This window comes from Sorangium sp. So ce406 (assembly GCF_051474675.1).
GTDB classification, from domain to species: domain Bacteria; phylum Myxococcota_A; class Polyangia; order Polyangiales; family Polyangiaceae; genus Sorangium; species Sorangium cellulosum_G.
In genome coordinates this window covers 7,557,202-7,573,228 of record NZ_CP150340.1, presented here as the reverse complement: position 1 = coordinate 7,573,228, position 16,027 = coordinate 7,557,202, and the positions used below count along the sequence as shown (strand labels likewise).

General features: G+C 70.4%; 10 protein-coding genes. 3 read left to right on the top strand and 7 right to left on the bottom strand.

Annotation, left to right across the window (positions count from 1 at the left end):
- Positions 1-40 precede the first annotated feature (40 nt).
- Together WME96_RS27990 and WME96_RS27985 are read left to right on the top strand one after the other, a co-directional pair.
- Positions 41-1,597, top strand: coding sequence for an endo-1,4-beta-xylanase (locus WME96_RS27990; RefSeq protein WP_437284644.1), 1,557 nt, complete (start codon positions 41-43; stop codon positions 1,595-1,597).
- Positions 1,598-2,222: 625 nt separating this feature from the next.
- Entirely contained in the window at positions 2,223-3,350 is a 1,128-nt protein-coding gene (locus tag WME96_RS27985; RefSeq protein ID WP_437284643.1) for a substrate-binding domain-containing protein, read from the top strand.
- 73 nt (positions 3,351-3,423) lie between these two features.
- Here WME96_RS27985 and WME96_RS27980 read toward each other — a convergent pair whose 3' ends face one another.
- The 4 genes from WME96_RS27980 to WME96_RS27965 all read right to left on the bottom strand — a co-directional run bounded on the left by WME96_RS27980 (position 3,424) and on the right by WME96_RS27965 (position 7,506).
- On the bottom strand, positions 3,424-5,169 hold the full coding sequence (locus WME96_RS27980) for a hypothetical protein (RefSeq protein WP_437284642.1): 1,746 nt from the start codon (positions 5,167-5,169) through the stop codon (positions 3,424-3,426).
- An 87-nt stretch (positions 5,170-5,256) separates the two neighbouring features.
- The gene (locus WME96_RS27975) at positions 5,257-5,604 is read right to left on the bottom strand and encodes a hypothetical protein (RefSeq protein ID WP_437284641.1); all 348 of its coding nucleotides are present in this window, start codon (positions 5,602-5,604) and stop codon (positions 5,257-5,259) included.
- Positions 5,604-6,557: a lipase family alpha/beta hydrolase gene (locus WME96_RS27970; protein WP_437284640.1), complete on the bottom strand. Its 954-nt coding sequence runs from the start codon at positions 6,555-6,557 to the stop codon at positions 5,604-5,606. The genes WME96_RS27975 and WME96_RS27970 overlap by 1 nt, the downstream gene beginning before the upstream one ends.
- 64 nt (positions 6,558-6,621) lie before the next feature.
- Positions 6,622-7,506, bottom strand: a complete 885-nt coding sequence (locus WME96_RS27965) for a LysR family transcriptional regulator (protein ID WP_437284639.1) — start codon at positions 7,504-7,506, stop codon at positions 6,622-6,624.
- 98 nt (positions 7,507-7,604) lie between these two features.
- Here WME96_RS27965 and WME96_RS27960 point away from each other — a divergent pair, with 98 nt between their 5' ends.
- On the top strand, positions 7,605-7,994 hold the full coding sequence (locus WME96_RS27960; protein ID WP_437284638.1) for a VOC family protein: 390 nt from the start codon (positions 7,605-7,607) through the stop codon (positions 7,992-7,994).
- A 24-nt stretch (positions 7,995-8,018) separates the two neighbouring features.
- On the opposite strand, the gene WME96_RS27955 is transcribed toward WME96_RS27960, so the two are convergent.
- From WME96_RS27955 to WME96_RS27945, 3 genes are all read right to left on the bottom strand, one after another.
- Positions 8,019-8,696: a DNA alkylation repair protein gene (locus WME96_RS27955; protein ID WP_437284637.1), complete on the bottom strand. Its 678-nt coding sequence runs from the start codon at positions 8,694-8,696 to the stop codon at positions 8,019-8,021.
- 100 nt (positions 8,697-8,796) lie between these two features.
- Positions 8,797-9,768, bottom strand: a complete 972-nt coding sequence (locus WME96_RS27950) for an alpha/beta hydrolase family protein (RefSeq protein WP_437284636.1) — start codon at positions 9,766-9,768, stop codon at positions 8,797-8,799.
- Between the two features lie 154 nt (positions 9,769-9,922).
- A complete protein-coding gene (locus WME96_RS27945; protein ID WP_437284635.1) occupies positions 9,923-15,961 on the bottom strand; it encodes an AAA family ATPase in 6,039 nt (2,012 codons plus the stop codon).
- Between the last annotated feature and the right edge of the window lie 66 nt (positions 15,962-16,027).

The following is a 16,027-nucleotide window of genomic DNA, read 5'->3' as shown; positions in this document are numbered from 1 at the left end:
TGATCCGCGTTTCACTTACTTAGTACACGAGGAGAATACGATGAGATTTGGAACGAAGCATGCCTTGCTTGCGGCGGCGACGGGTATCCTCGCCGTGTCGTGCGTCATCGACCCCGAGGAGGCGTACGACGCCGAGACCGAGGAGGAGGGGTCGCTCGAGGGCGCCATCTCGATCGATGGGAGCGCGACCTACACGATCGTCGGCGCGCAGAGCGGAAAGTGCGTCGAGGTGGCTGGAGGCAGCACCGCTGACGGAGCGGGCTTGCAGATCGCCAGCTGCAACGGCTCGACGCGACAACAGTTCCGCGTGGAGTCGACTGGCGGCGGCTACTACCGCATCCGCAACGTGGCCAGCAACCGGTGCCTGGACGTCTCGGGCTCCTCCACCAGCGACGGCGCCCGCGTCCAGCAATACTCCTGCTGGAACGGGCAGAACCAGCAGTGGTCGCTCACGGACGTCGACGGCGGCGTGCGTGTCACGGCGCGCCACAGCGGCAAGTCCCTGGACGTCGCCGGTAACCGGGACGGCGCAGGCCTCCAGCAGTGGGGCTGGGCGAACGGCGCAAACCAGAAGTTCTCGTTCCGGACCGGCGGGGGCGGAACGACCAGCAGCTCCAGCAGCTCGAGCAGCGCCAGCAGCTCCAGCAGCTCGGGTACGGGCGGCTCCGGCGGTGCGGGTGGCGGCGGCGGCGCCGGCGGTGGCGGCGGCGCCGGCGGCAGTGGCGGCGGCACGGCCGGGCCGAAGTTCGTGGGCAACATCACGACCAGCGGCGCCGTGCGCGACGGCTTCTCGAGGTACTGGAACCAGATCACGCCCGAGAACGAGGGCAAGTGGGACGCCGTCGAGCGGACCCGCGGGTCGAAGAACTGGGCAGCGCTCGACCGGATCTACAACTATGCGAAGGCGAACAACGTCGTCTTCAAGCAGCACGTGTTCGTCTGGGGTGCCCAGCAGCCGAGCTGGCTCGCGGGCCTCTCCGGGTCGGAGCAGCAGGCGGCCGTGAAGGACTGGATGCGGTCGTTCTGCGCGCGCTACCCGGACACGAAGTACATCGACGTGGTCAACGAGCCGCCGCCCCACACCACGCCTTCCTACAAGAACGGCATCGGCGGCGACGGCGCCAGCGGCTGGGACTGGATCGTCAACTCCTTCAAGTGGGCGCGCGAGTACTGCCCGAACGCGGTCCTGATCCTCAACGACTACAACAACATCGAGTACGAGAACGATCACCAGAACTTCATGAGGATCGCGCGGGCCGTCATCAACGCGGGCGCCCCGGTCGACGCCCTCGGCGCGCAGGCCCACGACGCCTACAAGATCAACACCAACACCGTGAAGGGGTACATCGACAAGCTCGCCTCGCTGGGCAAGCCCGTGTACATCACCGAGTACGACATCGGCATCGCGGACGACAACCAGCAGAAGCGGGTGATGGAGGAGCAGTTCCAGATGTTCTGGAACCACCCGGCCGTCCCCGGCATCACCCTCTGGGGCTACATCGTCGGCGCCACGTGGCGGGACAACACCGGTCTCCAGCACTCGAACGGGACCATGCGGCCGGCCATGTCCTGGCTCATGAACTTCCTCGGCCGGTAACGGTCGGGCGGAGCGGCCGCTGCACCATGCAGCGCGTCGAGATCTCGAGGTAACGACGCGGCAGAGGGCGTAGAGCGCACCGACGACAGGTGCCTCTGCGCCCTCTTCGCCTTCCATCGCAGCGTCGAGACGTGGACGGATCCACGTCGTGTTTGCCGCGAGCTAGCGTCCCCGATGAGGGGCCACGCCACGAGGCGCGTGCCAGAGCGCGTCGGGTAGGCGGGGAGACGCCATGACGTCGACCCGTGTAACCGCAATCACGCGCCGGGCAGGTCGGCGCCGCTCGTGCGCGCTTTGCGAGGCACGCTTACCTCGACAGCTTACTTTCCCCCGGATCCTCCATTCCGCTCTTCGTTGATTGTTCTCCTATCACTTGACAGTTCGACCCCGGACGTTGTAATCAGAAAGATCGGGTATGGACGCCGGGACGCCTTTTCTGCATCGCTTCCGCAGGACCACACATCGCTCGCGCGCCGCAGGTGACGCGTGCGCTGTATGGAAACCGGGCTGCACGTGGGATCTGCGTCCCTGGCTTGGTGTCGCGCTCGCGGAGGCATCTCGCTGCAGGATGGACTCTCACGGCAGTACCGCGCGCGATGGATCGAACCACCGACGAGGAGGTCTCATGACCACGGTTGGACGATGCTGGATGGCGGTCTTCGGGCTCATCATGACCACGGCGGCGTGTGGATCGAGCGATACCCCCGGCGCGGGCACGAAGGTCCCACGCATCGATCGGGCGCCGACGCCAGAGAACGAATTCAGGCCCAAGCAGCTCGAGGCGACGGTCGATAACCTCATTGCCAGGGTCAATGAGGGCACGGTCGATGGGATGCAGATGGTGGTCCTGCTGAAGAACCTCACCTCATTCTTCGCGCCGATCGCCACGGGTGCGAACCGGGCGATGGGCGAGCTCGAGGTCACGGGAAACGTCCTGGGGCCGACGGACCAGTCGACCGACACGACAACATCACAGGACATCCAGAATCAGCAGATCAAGCAGGCGGTGGTGGACGGCGCCGAAGGGATCGGCATCTCGCCCTACGGTGACATGAACGGAGCCGCGATGGATGAGGCCGTCGATGAGGGGGTCCACGTGGTGACGCTCGACGGCGACGTGCCGACCTCGAAGCGCTCGCTCTACGTCGGGACCGTCAACGAGGTTGCGGGAGCCACGGCGGCGAAGACCTTGCTCGCGATGCTACCCCCGCCGCCAGGTACCGTGGTGATCCACGGCACCGAGAACTTGACCTGGGTGGACGGGTACAAGCGAACGCAGGGGGCCCAGAAGGCGATCGAGGAAGCCGGTTACACGCCCAGGGTGAGCGAGGCCCACTACGAGCTCGACGACGGCCTCGACGCCGAATGGCTGAGATCCCGGATCGTGAGCGCGGACCCGCCCGCCCTCGGTATCGTCGGCCTGTTCGACATCTCGTACCGGTGCGTGATGGGCGCCGACGCCGCGGGCGTACCGGATGTCCCCATCGTCACGTTCGACTTCGATCCGAGGACCGTCGACTACATGCGCCAGGAGCGCATCAAGGCCACACACACACAGCGGCAGTACTACCAGGGGTACCTCGTGCCCTACGTTCTCTACGGCATCAAGACCCTCGGTCTCGAGGGGGCCAAGGAGATCCTCGCCCCGCTGATGGACGGCGATAGCACGGTCAACACCGGCATCGACGTTGTCCGGTGGGACAAGATCGACGATTACAACAATTTCCTCGATACGATCGGCGCGATGCAGTAGCGGCATCGCAGCTCGTGGGTCGTCATGCGCCCGGCGGCGGTCAAGCGGGCGACGTGGTCGCGGTCGAGAGACCCTACATGCCCATCGGGCCCGGCTCGTGGCGGAGGAGGACCTCGCCGCCGATCGGCGGCAGGGCGACGGCGCGCAGGCCGCCGTCCTTCCAGTGCAGGAAGGCGAGCGAGGGGTCGTCGAGGTCGCGATCGAAGGTGACGGCGAAGCGGGTCGGCTGACCCGCGTCGTCGGCGAGGACGCGGACCGACCAGGCGCCGAGCGGGACGACGTCGCCCGCGCGGAGGGGGTGGCGCCTGGCGCGGACGACGTTCTCGAAGGCGCCGTCGAGGAGGCGGCCGTCGACCGCGATCTCGAGGGTGCGGGCGTCGACGCGGCGGACGCGGTGGTCGTGGCCCGCCATGCTGAGGAGATCGACCGTCGCGGGCGGGGGGTCGAACGCGAGCTGGAGCCCGGAGGCGAGGTACATGCCGACGAGCGGATCCGAGAGCCCGATGCCGAGGACGCGCGTGCCCTCGCGCCGAGGAAGGTCGGCGCGGGCGAGGACGTCCATCGCGGTCCTCGAGGTGATCGTGAGGTGAAGGACGCCGAAGAGGAAGACCGGCGCGGCGAGCACGACGTGGAGGAGGCCGAAGAGGGCGACGCCGGCGCGCGCGGGGGCCGCGGCGAGGGCGCGCTCTTCCGGAGCGCGGCCGGCGTGGAGGAGGACCGTGGCGAGCGCGGCCACGATGCCGAGGTTGGGGAGGAAGAGGACGCGATCGCCGGGGATGCCCGCGGCGCCGGGGAGCAGCGCGAGCGCGGCGCCCACGAGCAGCCAGCGGAGGGTGCGCGCGTGCTCGGGCGCGATGCGCCGCAGCGCGCGGCGGAGGAGCAAGGAGAAGGCGAGGAGCGCGAGCACGCCGAGGGCCGCGAGGACGCGCGCGGCGCGGGGGTCGAGGGCCGAGACCTCCGCGGGGACGCCGATCAGCGCGGCCTCGGCGAAGACGGCGAGGCGCACGGGGAGCGCGGGCAGGAAGGTCGACGCCTCGGCGATGGGGTCGAGGTAGCCGCCGGAGCCGTAGGCGCCGAAGTGGAGCGCCTTGTAGGCGATCGCGTAGACGAGCGCGAGCGCGACCCAGGGGGCGAAGGCGCGGGCGCGGCGGGCGAGCGGCTCGTCGCGGCCGAGGAGCTCGTAGGCGAAGACGTAGGCGAAGACGCCGAGCGCGGCCTCGCCGGCGAGGAGCGCGATCGCGGCGCAGGCGAGGGCGCCGGCCGCGGCGCGGCGGTCGCCGCGCTCGCGGGCGCGGAGGTGGAGGGCGAGCGCGCCGAAGCCGAGCGCGCCGACGATCGCGACGTGGCGCGACGAGGGCCATCCGGCGGCCATCCAGTGGGCGGGGGCGATCGTGAACATCAGGGCCGCGGCGGCGGCCGTCCGCTCGGGGAGGAGGCGCCGGAAGAGGAGCGCCGCCGCGAGCACGGCGGCCGCGTACCAGGCCATCGAGTGCACGTGGTAGAGCAGCGGGTCGCGGCCGGCGAGCGCGTGGTCGAGCGCGAGCAGGCCGCTCGAGAGCGGGCGGAAGAACGAGAGGCGGAGCTCGGGCAGGGTCCACCAGGGGAAGGTGCCGCCGCCGTGGAGCTGGGCGCGCTGCTCCGCCGAGCCGTCCGCGAAGGTGTAGAGATGAAAGGGGCCCGGCACCGGGGAGGGGACCGTGCCCTCGAGGCGGAGGACCATCATCTGGTCGTCCGTGTAGAGCTCGGCGAAGAGGGACGGGAGCGGGAGGAGGATCGCGAGCGCCAACGCGATCCAGAGCGCGCGCGGGAAGCGGAGCATGGCGCCATCATGGGGGCGCGCGCCGGCGAGGAGAAGCAGGGATCCGCGCGGGCTCACCGTCCCGGGCAGCCGATGGAGAGCCGTGGCTCACGAGCCGACGCGCTCTGTGCCTCGACGGCCAGCGGGCGCGCCCGGCGCGCTGGACTCGCCCTCGCCCGGCGTCCCCGCTGGCCCCTTCTGCTGCTCGACGACGTCGAGGACCCCATCGATGGCGTGGCCCGCGACCCGGTTGACGAGGCGGATGGCCACGTGGACGCCGGACACCATCGTGTCGTGGACGAGCCGTATCCCCCGCACCGGCGCCGCGATCGGCGGGATCTGCTCCAGCAGGTCGAAAGGCAGCTTCGCCGCGTGCTTCTGCAGGCGCTCCACGGCCCGCGAGCCGTTGTCGACCGCATCCTGCACGAGGTCCTTCAGGCCGCGCCACCGCTCCATCACGCCTCCTCCTCGCACCACGCGCGGATCTGCGCGTAGACGTCCGGGTCGCGGGCCAGGCGCAGGTGGCCGAGCGCCGGCATGATCCGCACGTGCTCCTGGGGGAACGGCGAGCACCGGTCCCTGGCCACCGCCCTCCCCGTGGCGCTCCTCAGCGAGACCACCGCGTCCCCGAACAGGAGCGAGAGCCGCGGGTCGGCCGTGAGCGCGCCGGCGATGAGGTGGTGGCGGACGTGCGGGAGCAGGGGCACGGGATGGCGCCGGTTCTGGAGCAGGGCGTCCGCGTCGGCGCCCTCCCAGTCCTCTCGACGCAGGTTGGCATAGGCCAGGTCCTTGATCCCGCCGCTGCGGAGGTTCGCGATGTCGGCGATGAGCTTCGTGTACGGGTTGTCGATGCGCCCGAGCGCCCACGTGACGACGCTGCCAAGGCGCTCCATCGGGGCGCCGAGGTGCGGTGTGCCGAGATAGAAGGCCCGCTTCAGCAGGGGCAGCCACCTACGCCCCTTGCCGCTCGCCGCGTGCGCGGCGCTGCGCGCGACAAGGCCGCCCATGCTGTGGCCGATGATGGCCAGCTCCTCCACGGGAACGGGATGGCGACAGACGAGCTCCTCGAGGAGCGCGTCCAGGGCCTCCCCGTTGTCGGAGACGCGGAGGCCGCTGTTGTACCGCACGTAGAAGGGCGTGTAGCCGAGATCGCGCGCGAGCCGCGATCCGTACGTCTCGCCGTCCGGCATCGTCCAGACGCCCTCGGTGCTCATCAACCCGTGCACGAGCACGACGACGCGCGGCGTGGCCGGCGCGGCGGCGTCCGCGGGGAGCGCATCGGCGAGCGGCACGGGGCGCCCGTCGCGGACGAGCTGCATCGCGGTCGCAAGGCCATTGGTGGTCCGCTTCAGGTAGTCGCCGAGGACTCCATTGAGGACGGCAATGGCCGATTCCAGGTTGTTTCCCATGCGACGAGCCGGCCGGCATCGTATCACGGCGCCGCGCCGCTCGGGGCGGTTCGGCCGTGACGCTTCAGCTGAGGTGACGGCGAAGCTCGGCCTCGAGCTCGCGCACCACCACGCGCACCCGCGGCGTCTTCCTGCCGTCGCGGTGAAAGACCAGATAGACCTCGACCGAAGGAGGCCGCTCGTCGGTCTCGAGGCGCACCAGCCCGTCGAGCCCCAGCGCTTGCGCCTCGCCGAGCAGCCCGATGCCAAGACCGGCGAGCACCGCCTCTTCGATGGCCGTGATCGAGCTCGAACGAAAGACGAAGCGGGTCGCGCCGTACGCCCGCAGCCACTGCTCCTGCGGCAGGCGCTCCAGGCCCCGGTCGAAGCCCACCCAGTCGTGGCGGCTCGCCGCGTCGCGGCCGAGCCGCGCCCCAGGCAGGCGCCGCTCGACGTAGCCACGCGAGGCGAACAGGGCGACGTGGCCGCGCCCCATCGGCCTCTCGACCAGCGTGGCCGACCCGGTGCGCGCGACGCGAATGCCCACGTCGGCCTCCCGGCGCGCGAGGTCGACCAGGCGCGACTCCGACGAAAGCTCGAGCTGCAGGGCTGGGTGCTTCACGCGCAGGCGGGCCAGGACTCGCGTCGTCGGCCGCACGAAGCCCTCGCTCACCGACACCCGCACGATGCCGGCCACCGTCGCGTCACGGGCGTCGCGCCGCAGCGCCTCGAGGCCCAGCTCCAGGTTCTCTCCCAGCCCCACCAGCCCGAGCGCCTCGGCGTCGACCTGTACGCCCGTGTTGCCGCGATGCACGAGCGGCCGCCCCAGGGCTCGCTCGAGCGCCTCGATGCGCCGGGCGACGGTCGACGTGGCGACCCCGAGCGCCTTGCCCGCAGCGAGAAAGCTCTTCTCGCGGTGAACGGTGAGAAGAACGCGCAGGTCGTCCCACGAGGGTCCGTCCGTCGGCATGGCGTGAGGTTACGAAGCCCAAGCGCTGCCGGAAAGTCAAGCCTCTCGTCTCCTTGACACGGCGGGGTAGCCGTCGGGTACGCTATCAGGAAGAAGCGATGAAGCGCACGTGGACGATTCTAGGCGTTGCTGATGTTGCCCGCAGCTTCCAGTGGTATCAGTCGCTGTTCGGCCAACCGGTGACGAAGCCCGCTCACGATTACTTCGGGCAGATCGTGGACACCGATGGAACGGTCTTGCTCTGTCTTCACCAGTGGGGAGCCCACGAGCATCCACCGCTGGCCAGCCCCGAACATGCTCAGCCTGGCAATGGACTGCTCCTGTTCTTTCGTGTGGACGACTTCGATGAGTCCCTGCTTCGAGCGCGCGCGCTCGTCGATCGGCTGGAAGAGGAGCCGCAGTTGAACCCCAGCACCGGCACGAGAGAGTTCGCGCTCCGTGATCCTGATGGGTATTACGTCATGGTCAGCGCGCTCGCCGAGGCGTGAGAAAGCGTTCGAGCCGGCCCCGCTTCACCGGCCCCGCGTCTTCTCGGCCTTCTGCCGCCGCACCATCTCCGCGATCCAGACCGGCGCGAACGGCGGCGTGCAGCCAGGTGATGCCGGGTAATCCTTGAGCACCTCGAGCCGCTCGCCGATGGCGATCGCGCGGGCGCGCAACCCGGGGTCGCGGATGCCGATCTCGGCGAGGCAGTGGTTCATCGACCACTGCTTCGGGCCCGGCGCCGTCTTCATCTCCGCCTCGATCTGGTCGAGCAGCGCGGGGAGATCGAGGCCGGCAGGGCTCTTCACGACGCGGTCCGTCGTCAGGCTCCAGCCAGCGCGCCCGACCAGCTCGCTCGCGGAGTCCTTCCAGCGGACACGCAGCTCCTCGGCGTGGCGCGACGCCTTCACCACGTTGACGAGGAACCAGTCGAGCAGCTTGGGGTAGTCGATCTCCCGGACCATCGCGTCCAGCTCGTCCGCCGACAGGGCCTTCGGCTTGAACACCAGCGTCGCCAGGAGACGGGCGTCGGGGTCCCCCGTGCGCCACAGCTCGCCGGCCAGGGCGTGGTCGTTCTTCAGCTGCTTCGCGAGCGCGCGGAGCTGGGTGAGGTTCACGCCGTGGGCGTCTCCGGCGCGGGCGTTGACCTCGCGCATCCTCTCGTTGCCCAGCGCGGCGAGCTCCCGCATGACGTTGGTGAGGCTCATGGGCTGGAGCTAGCCGTGTCCGCGGGCGCCGTCCAGCGGCGTGGTCCTGACGTCACTCCCTGCCTCGCGCGCGGGGCCCCGGAGAGGCGCTCGGATGGGCCTACGTCGCTCGTTTCGATTCGACCCGTCCGAGCGGGGTGGCCGCGCCGGTCAGCGCGTCTTGCGCTTCCTGCCAGGCGGAGTCTCCGGGGTAGAGCTCGCTGCGGAGGTAGGCCCAGGTGAGACGCTGGACGGCGGCCACTCGCTCGGGGTTCTCGTCCGTGGTCTCGGCGACGTCATATCCCGAGACGCCGCCCAGCCCGTGACCTGCGTCGAACAGGGTGACCAGGGACTTGGGACCTGGAGAGAGGAAGTAGGGATCGGCGTGCCAGTCGGCGCCTGCGACCGTCAGGTGAGGAGAGGTGTCCTTGTCGCCGGCGACCACGAGCGCGGGCGTCGTCATCGTGGAGAAATCGATGGTCGAGAAGAAAGGATATTTCCTGGCCGCGAGCTCGTTGAGGGCGTCGCCGCCTCTGCCGGGCGCGGCGAGCAGCACGCCCGCCTTGATCCGGGGCTCGGCGAGGTTCACCTCCGTCCCGTCGCGCGGATCCTTGTGCCGCGCGCCCAGCAGGATGCTCGCTGTGTGCCCGCCCATCGAGTGCCCGGCGACGGCCACCTTGCTCCGGTCCAGGCGCCCGGCGAGCGCAGCGACGGCGCCCTCGATCGCGTCGAGCTGGTCGAGGATGCGCTTCATGTCCTCGGCCCGCGATCGCCAGTACAGCGGCGCCTCGGGGTGATCGGAGCTCCTGAACGGGAGCGTCTTCGAGTCGAGGTGGGTGGGCTGGATGACGACGAAGCCGCGCGCCGCCCAGTAGCTGGCGAGCGGGGCATAGCCGTTCAAGGAGGAGAGGTGGTTGGAGGGGCCGTGGCCATGCGAGAGCAAGAGGATGGGCAGTCCGCTCCCGGTCACGGGCGCGGAGACGCGCACCTGGAGGTCGACGGCGCGGCCGGGGGCTGGCAGCACGACGGGGCTGACCGAGAGGACGGGCGTGGGCGCGCGGGAGGTGTCGGCTGCGGGAGTCGGTTCGCTCATGACGCTGCACCCCCGCTCGCCCCGGTGACGACAACGACGTGTTCTGAAGATTCTCGGCTGCTCATGCGGCACCTCCACCGCCTTCGTATCTCCGGCCGCCGCCCTCCGATTGGAAGGAACGGACATTTTCCGCGGGATCGGCTGACCCGGACGCCTACGCCGGTGAGGGCAAGGAGCTCTGACCGTCTGCCTCCGCTTCGATCTCCGCCGGCTCCAGCGGGAGCTCCACGAGGAACGTGGCGCCGGCGCCTGGCCTGCTCTCCACGCGGATGGTGCCGCCGTGGGAGGCCACGATCCAGCGGACGATGTAAAGGCCGAGGCCGAGTCCGCCGAAGTTCCTGACCGACACCGCGCGCTCGAAGCGCTCGAAGATCCTCGCGTGATCGGCCTCGGCGATGCCCATCCCGTGATCCCGGACCGAGAGCAGCGCGCGCCCTTCGTGCCGGCGCACGACGACGTGAATGAGGCCACCGGCGCCGTACTTGATCGCGTTGGACAGCAGGTTGACGAGGACCTGCTCGAGGCGCGACGGATCCCAACGCCCGACCACGGGCTCGTCCAGCTCGAGCTGGACGCGACAGCGCGCGCTCGCGAGCTGCTGACCCATCCGCTCGACGGCCTCGCGCGCCAGCGCCGCCAGATCGACGGGCGCGCGCGCGAGCGTCATCCGGCCGGCGTCCAGCCGCGTCACGTCGAGCAGCTCGTCGACGAGGCGCCCGAGCCGCGCGACCTGGCGACTGAGGACCTGGAGCGACGCGTCGATCCGCTCCGGGGCGACCTCCGCGCGCTGGTAGCGACCCAGCAGCCGCTCCATGAGGTGTGCCTGCATCTGCAGCGAGGTCAGCGGGGTCTTGAGCTCGTGCGAGGCGACGAGGAGGAATTCGTCCCGCCGCTGGATGGCTTCCTGGGCCTCGGCGTACAGGCGGGCGATGTCGAGCGCGAGCGCCGCGCGGCGCCCCAGCTCCTCGGCCAGCCGCAGCTCGTCGGGGCCATAACGGCGCCGAGGCGTGGTCGCCAGCAGGGTCATCACCCCGAAGCACCGGTCGCGCGCGAGGAGCGGGACCCGGAGCCATGCGTGGATGTCGAGCTGCTCCAGGAGGTGCCTGGCGGGCTGGTCGAGCCGGTGCACCTGCTGGGAGAGGGGCGCGGCGGGGGACGCTTCGCCGCCGGACCCGGCCGATGGCGCCCCCGCCAGACGCAGCGCCTCCCTCAACGCCTCTACCTGCTCGCAGGGCACTCCTGCGACGGCTGCGCTGCCCGGCGCGCGGTCGCTCAGGGCTGCGTCGACGATGCACTGGTCGGCGAGCTCAGGCACCGCGAGCTGCGCCACGCTCTCGAAGGTGGCGCCATAGCCGAGCATCATCAGCTTCCGGCTCGCCTCGGCCAGGAAGCGCTCGGCCTGCTCGGCCCGCTTGCGCTCGGTGATGTCGGTGGAGATGCCGCAGATCGCGCGGGGCGTGCGCCCCCCGTCGAGGGGGAATTTGACCGACAGGAAGGTGTGCGGCCCGTCGTCCAGCAATACCTCTTCCTCCCACTCCATCGGCGTGCCCGCCTCGAGCACCCGCCGGTCGTGGTCCCGGATCGCCTCGGCGACCGGCGCAGGGAGGAGATCGGCGATGGTCTTGCCGAGGATCTCCTCGACGGGCAGTCGCAGGGTGTTGCTCAAGTGCCGGTTGACGAGCAGGTGTCGGCCTTCGCTGTCCTTGACGTAGATTGCCGCCGCCGAGTTGTCGACGATGGCCTGGACCATCTGCTGATTCGCCTTGAGCGCCTGTTGCGCTCGCTGCCGCTCGGCGTTCTCCTGCTCCAGCTCCGAGAAGAGCATCGCGTTCTCCAGCGAGATCGCCGACTGCGAGGCGAGCAGCTCGATGACGCTGAGCCGCGCGGGGGTGAAGGCGCCGGTGACGAGGTTGTTCTCGAGGTAGAGCAGGCCGACGAGCCGGTTCTCGCGCACGATCGGGAGGCACAGCACCGATTTCGGGCGCTTGCGCTGGAAATACGCGTCCTCCATGAAGGGGTGACGTGCGGCGGCGTCGTCGAGCAGCACGCGCTCGTGGCTCCGGCGAACATAGTTGAGGACGGACTGCGGCAGCGCGGCCGAAGGCGCCTCGCCCGCGCCGAGCAGCCGTGCCGCGCCCCCCGGCGCCTCGATCGCCGCAGCCCACAGGCGATCTTCCCGGACCAGGAGGACGCACCCCTCCTCGGCGCCCGCGTGCTCGACCGCGAGGCGGAGCAGCGTCTCGAGCAGCCGCGGCAGCTGGAGCTCGCCGGAGATGCTCTGCGCGGCCTTCACCACGGAAAGGACGTCGAACTGCTCGGCACGCACGGCGAAGGTGATGGTGGGGGCGATAGGCCTGCGCTCGACGAGGTGGGGGTAACGCTGGTCGAGCTGCTCCACCTTGGCGTGGGCGCCCCACGCGAAGTAGCAGGCGCGGGCCCTTCGCAGGTAGGAGTCGGCGGGCGTGGTGACGCCGCGAGCGCGGCAGAACCCCGCGGCGAGCTCGCAGGCGATCGCCTCGTGCTGGACGAAGCCGCCCTCCCGCGCCGACGCGATGGCCTGCTCGTAGAGAAGGATGGCCTCCAGCCCGTCCCCCAGGAGCCGCGCGATCTCGGCGCGGACCAGGGCGTGCTTGTGAAGGAAGTTGTCGGGTCCGCTCCTGGCCCACTCGCCGAGCTGCCGCTCGCACTCGAGCAGCGGCTCGGGGAGCTCCCCGAGCGGCGTGGGTCGCGCCTCGTCGCAGAGGGCCGCGAGCGAGAGAGCGAGATAATAGAAGTTCTCGGCGGTGACCGCGTGCGGCTCGTGCCTGAAGGAGTGCTCGACCTTCGCGCGGGTCGCCGCCGCGAGCGCCTCGCCGGGAGAGCCGAGCACGAAGAGCGCCTGGGCCATCGCGCTGTGATAATGGTTGAGGATCGGCCGTAGATCCCGCTGCTCCAGCCACGCCTCGAAGGCCGGCGGATCCAGGTAGGACCCGTCCAGCGTCGAGAAGCGGACCGGCCTCCCGCGCAGCATCTGGATCATGGCGCGGCCGCTGAGGAGGGCGCAGTACCCGAACGGGTGACCGACCCTGCGCACGAAGCCGAGGCGCTCTTCGACCTCGTGAAGCACGTCTTCCAGCGGCTCGCCGCAGAGCAGCGGGAACAGCGCCGCCCAGACGCTGTTGATGCACGCCATGTTCAGGTTACCGGATTCGACCGCTGCGCTGAAGCCGGCGCGCGCGGACGGATACGTCTCTCTGTAGTGGCGTGTCCAGAACACGACGTGCTGTCCGAAGAGGGTGAACGCCGTCGATTTCGTGGTGAGCAGGTCGCTCCTCTCCGCCAGGTCGTGGCCGAGCTTGCCGAGCCGGTACGCATCCCTGTATCGCCCGGACCTCGGGCCGAACATCCTCGCGAAGACGGTGTACGCGTGCGCTGACGTCTCGGCGTTGCCATGGCGCAGGCTGAGCTTGACCATGCGCATGGCGACGAGATAGTGCAGGTCCGGGTCCACGAAGAGCGCGGGACCGATCATGCCGTCCAGCACGCCCATCGTGAGCCTGGCCTCCGGGTGCGTCATGGTGGGCAGATGGATCAGGTCCTCGATGGACCGAGCGCCCAGGGCCTGCCAGAAGCTCTCTGTCTCCTCCTCGATCTGTGCGCCGGCGGGGTGGAGCGGCAGATCGATGTCGCAGGCGTGGAGCCACGACAGCCCGATCTCCACGGCGCGGTCGCATTGCCCGCGGGTCAGGTGGAAGGCAAGGACGAGCGCGACGACGGCGGCCGTCTCGCTCCGGGTCCTCGCGTGATCGCGGAGCTCTTCCAGGAGCCGCTCGGCCTCATCGAAACCGCCGGTGATGTACGCGGCGTGCGCGCGCTCGAGGGTCAGGGCATAAGCCAGCTCGTGCTGCGTCTCCCAGCGGTCCGGCGCGAGCAGGGAGAGGCCAGCGGCGAAGAGGGCGGCGGCGGACTCGTAGGCCACCGCCGCCTTGGCCTTCCTCCCGGCGCGCAGGTTCAGCGCGGCGAGTTCGTCCCGCTCCGCCCGGGAGCGGATGAGCGCGGCGCCGCGGTTGAGGTGGCCGACGACATCGAAGAGCGCGTCGTCGCGCTCCTCCGCGCGGTGCGCCTCGAGGAGCAGCCGCCCGATCTCCAGGTGCATCTCGGCGAGCTGTCCGGCCGGGATGAGCGAGTATGCGGCTTGCTGCACCCGGTCATGGAGGAATTGATAGCCCGTGCGCTGGTAGAGGAGCAGCCCCTCGCGCACGGCCTCCTCGAGCGCCTCGCGGAGCTCCTCCGCCGCGCGCCTCGTGACCACCGCGAGGGTGTCGAGGTCCACGCTGCTGCCGAGGCAGGCGGCGAGCTTCAGCGCGTCCTGCGCCGGGGCCGAGAGCCGCTTCAGCTTGCCCGCCATCAGGTCGACGACGTTGTCGGTGAACCCCTTGTCGCGGATCGCGGCGATGTCCCACCGCCACGTGCCCTCGTCCGCGTCGAAGGCGATGAGCCTCTCCTGGTGCAGCGCGATCAGGAACTGGAGCACGAAGAACGGGTTGCCGCCCGTCTTCTCGAAGACCAGCCGCGCGAGCGGCTCGACCTGCCCCTCGGGCGCGTGGACCGCCTCGACGACCAGCGCGGTGACGTGGGCGGCGGAGAGCGGCGAGAGGAAGAGCTCGGAGATGGAGGCGCCGCGCTTCCGCGCCTCGGCCAGCGTGAGCCGCAGCGGGTGTGCGGGGCCGACCTCGTTGTCGCGGTAGGCGCCGATCAGCAGCAGGTGCTCGGACCCGGCGTAGGTGGCGAGCTGCTCGAGAAAGAGGAGGCTGGCCGCGTCGGCCCACTGCAGATCGTCGAGGAAGAGCGCCACGGGGTGCGCCTTCCGGGCGCACGCCGCGACGAAGCGCTGGAGCGTCGCGAACAGCCGGCCCTGGGCCTCGGCGGGCGGGAGCTCGGGCACGGGCGGCTGTGGGCCGAGGAGCAGATCGAGCTCGGGGAGCACGTCGGCGAGCAGCCTGCCGTCAGGGCCGAGGGCCTCCCGCAGGCGCTGCCTCCAGCGCTCGACCTCCTCCTCGCTCGCGGAGAGGATCTCCTGCAAGAGCGCACGGAACGCCTGAAGGAAGGCGCGGTAGGGGACGTCCCTCGCGGTCTGCTCGAACTTGCCGCAGAGGAAGGAGCCCCGCTCCCGCACCACCGGCGTGTGCATCTCGGCGACGAGCGACGACTTGCCGATGCCCGCGTAGCCCGCCACGAGCACGAGCTCTGGCCGGCCCTGCGCCACCACCCGCTCGAACGCGGCGCGCAGCGCCTCGACCTCGCGCTCGCGCCCGTACAGCCGCTGCGGGACCTGGAACCGGTCCGAGAGGTCGCGCTGGCCGAGCGGGAAGGCGTCGATCGTGCCGGTCGCCCGCCACCGGGCGAAGCACTCGTCCAGGTCGCGCCGCAGGCCGGCCGCGCTCTGGTACCGCTCCTCGGCGGGCTTGGAGAGCAGCTTGAGCACGACCGCGGACAGGAGCGGGGGAATCGAGGGGACGAGCGCGTGCGCCGGCGGCGGCATCCGCGCGACATGGCAGTGGACCCACTCGACGGGATCGCCGGCCTGGAACGGCAGGGTGCCAGTCAGCATCTGGTGAAAGGTGACGCCGAGCGAGTAGAGATCGGTCCGCTCGTCAATCCAGCGGTTCATCCGGCCTGTCTGCTCGGGCGCCATGTACGCCAGGGTCCCCTCCATGAGCCCGACGTGCGTGAGGTGCGGGTGCTCGCGCTGCGCGAGGCAAGCGATCCCGAGATCGGTGATCTTCACCTGCCCGGTCCCGGGATTGTAGATCAGGTTCTGGGGCTTGATGTCCTTGTGGATGATGTGGTGGCGGTGCAGCTCGGTGAGCGCGTCGGTCAGGCGGAGGGCGAGGGGGAAGAAGCGCTCGAGCGGCATCGGCCCTCCGAGGAGCCGTTCCAGCGAGCTGCCGCCGAAATCCTCCATGACCAGCGCCACCTGATCGCCGAACGGCTCGAGCGCGTAAGGCTGGACGATGGCGGCCGACGCCTCGATCGTTCCGGCGATCTCGTGCTCGCGGCGCAGCCGCCTGAGGGCGTGGGGGCTCGCGTGGTCGCGTCGCAGGACCTTGAGCACCACCGGTTGGCCGTCATCTCGACGCCGGGCTCGGTACAGGACCGTATCGGCCCCTTCGTACAGGAGCTCCAGATCGGCATAACGTGAAGTGGCCGGCATACCAGGAGCTCTGGAGGTCACGGAGGAGGCTCCCCACGCGCTGCATCCTCACCGCGGATGGTGCCA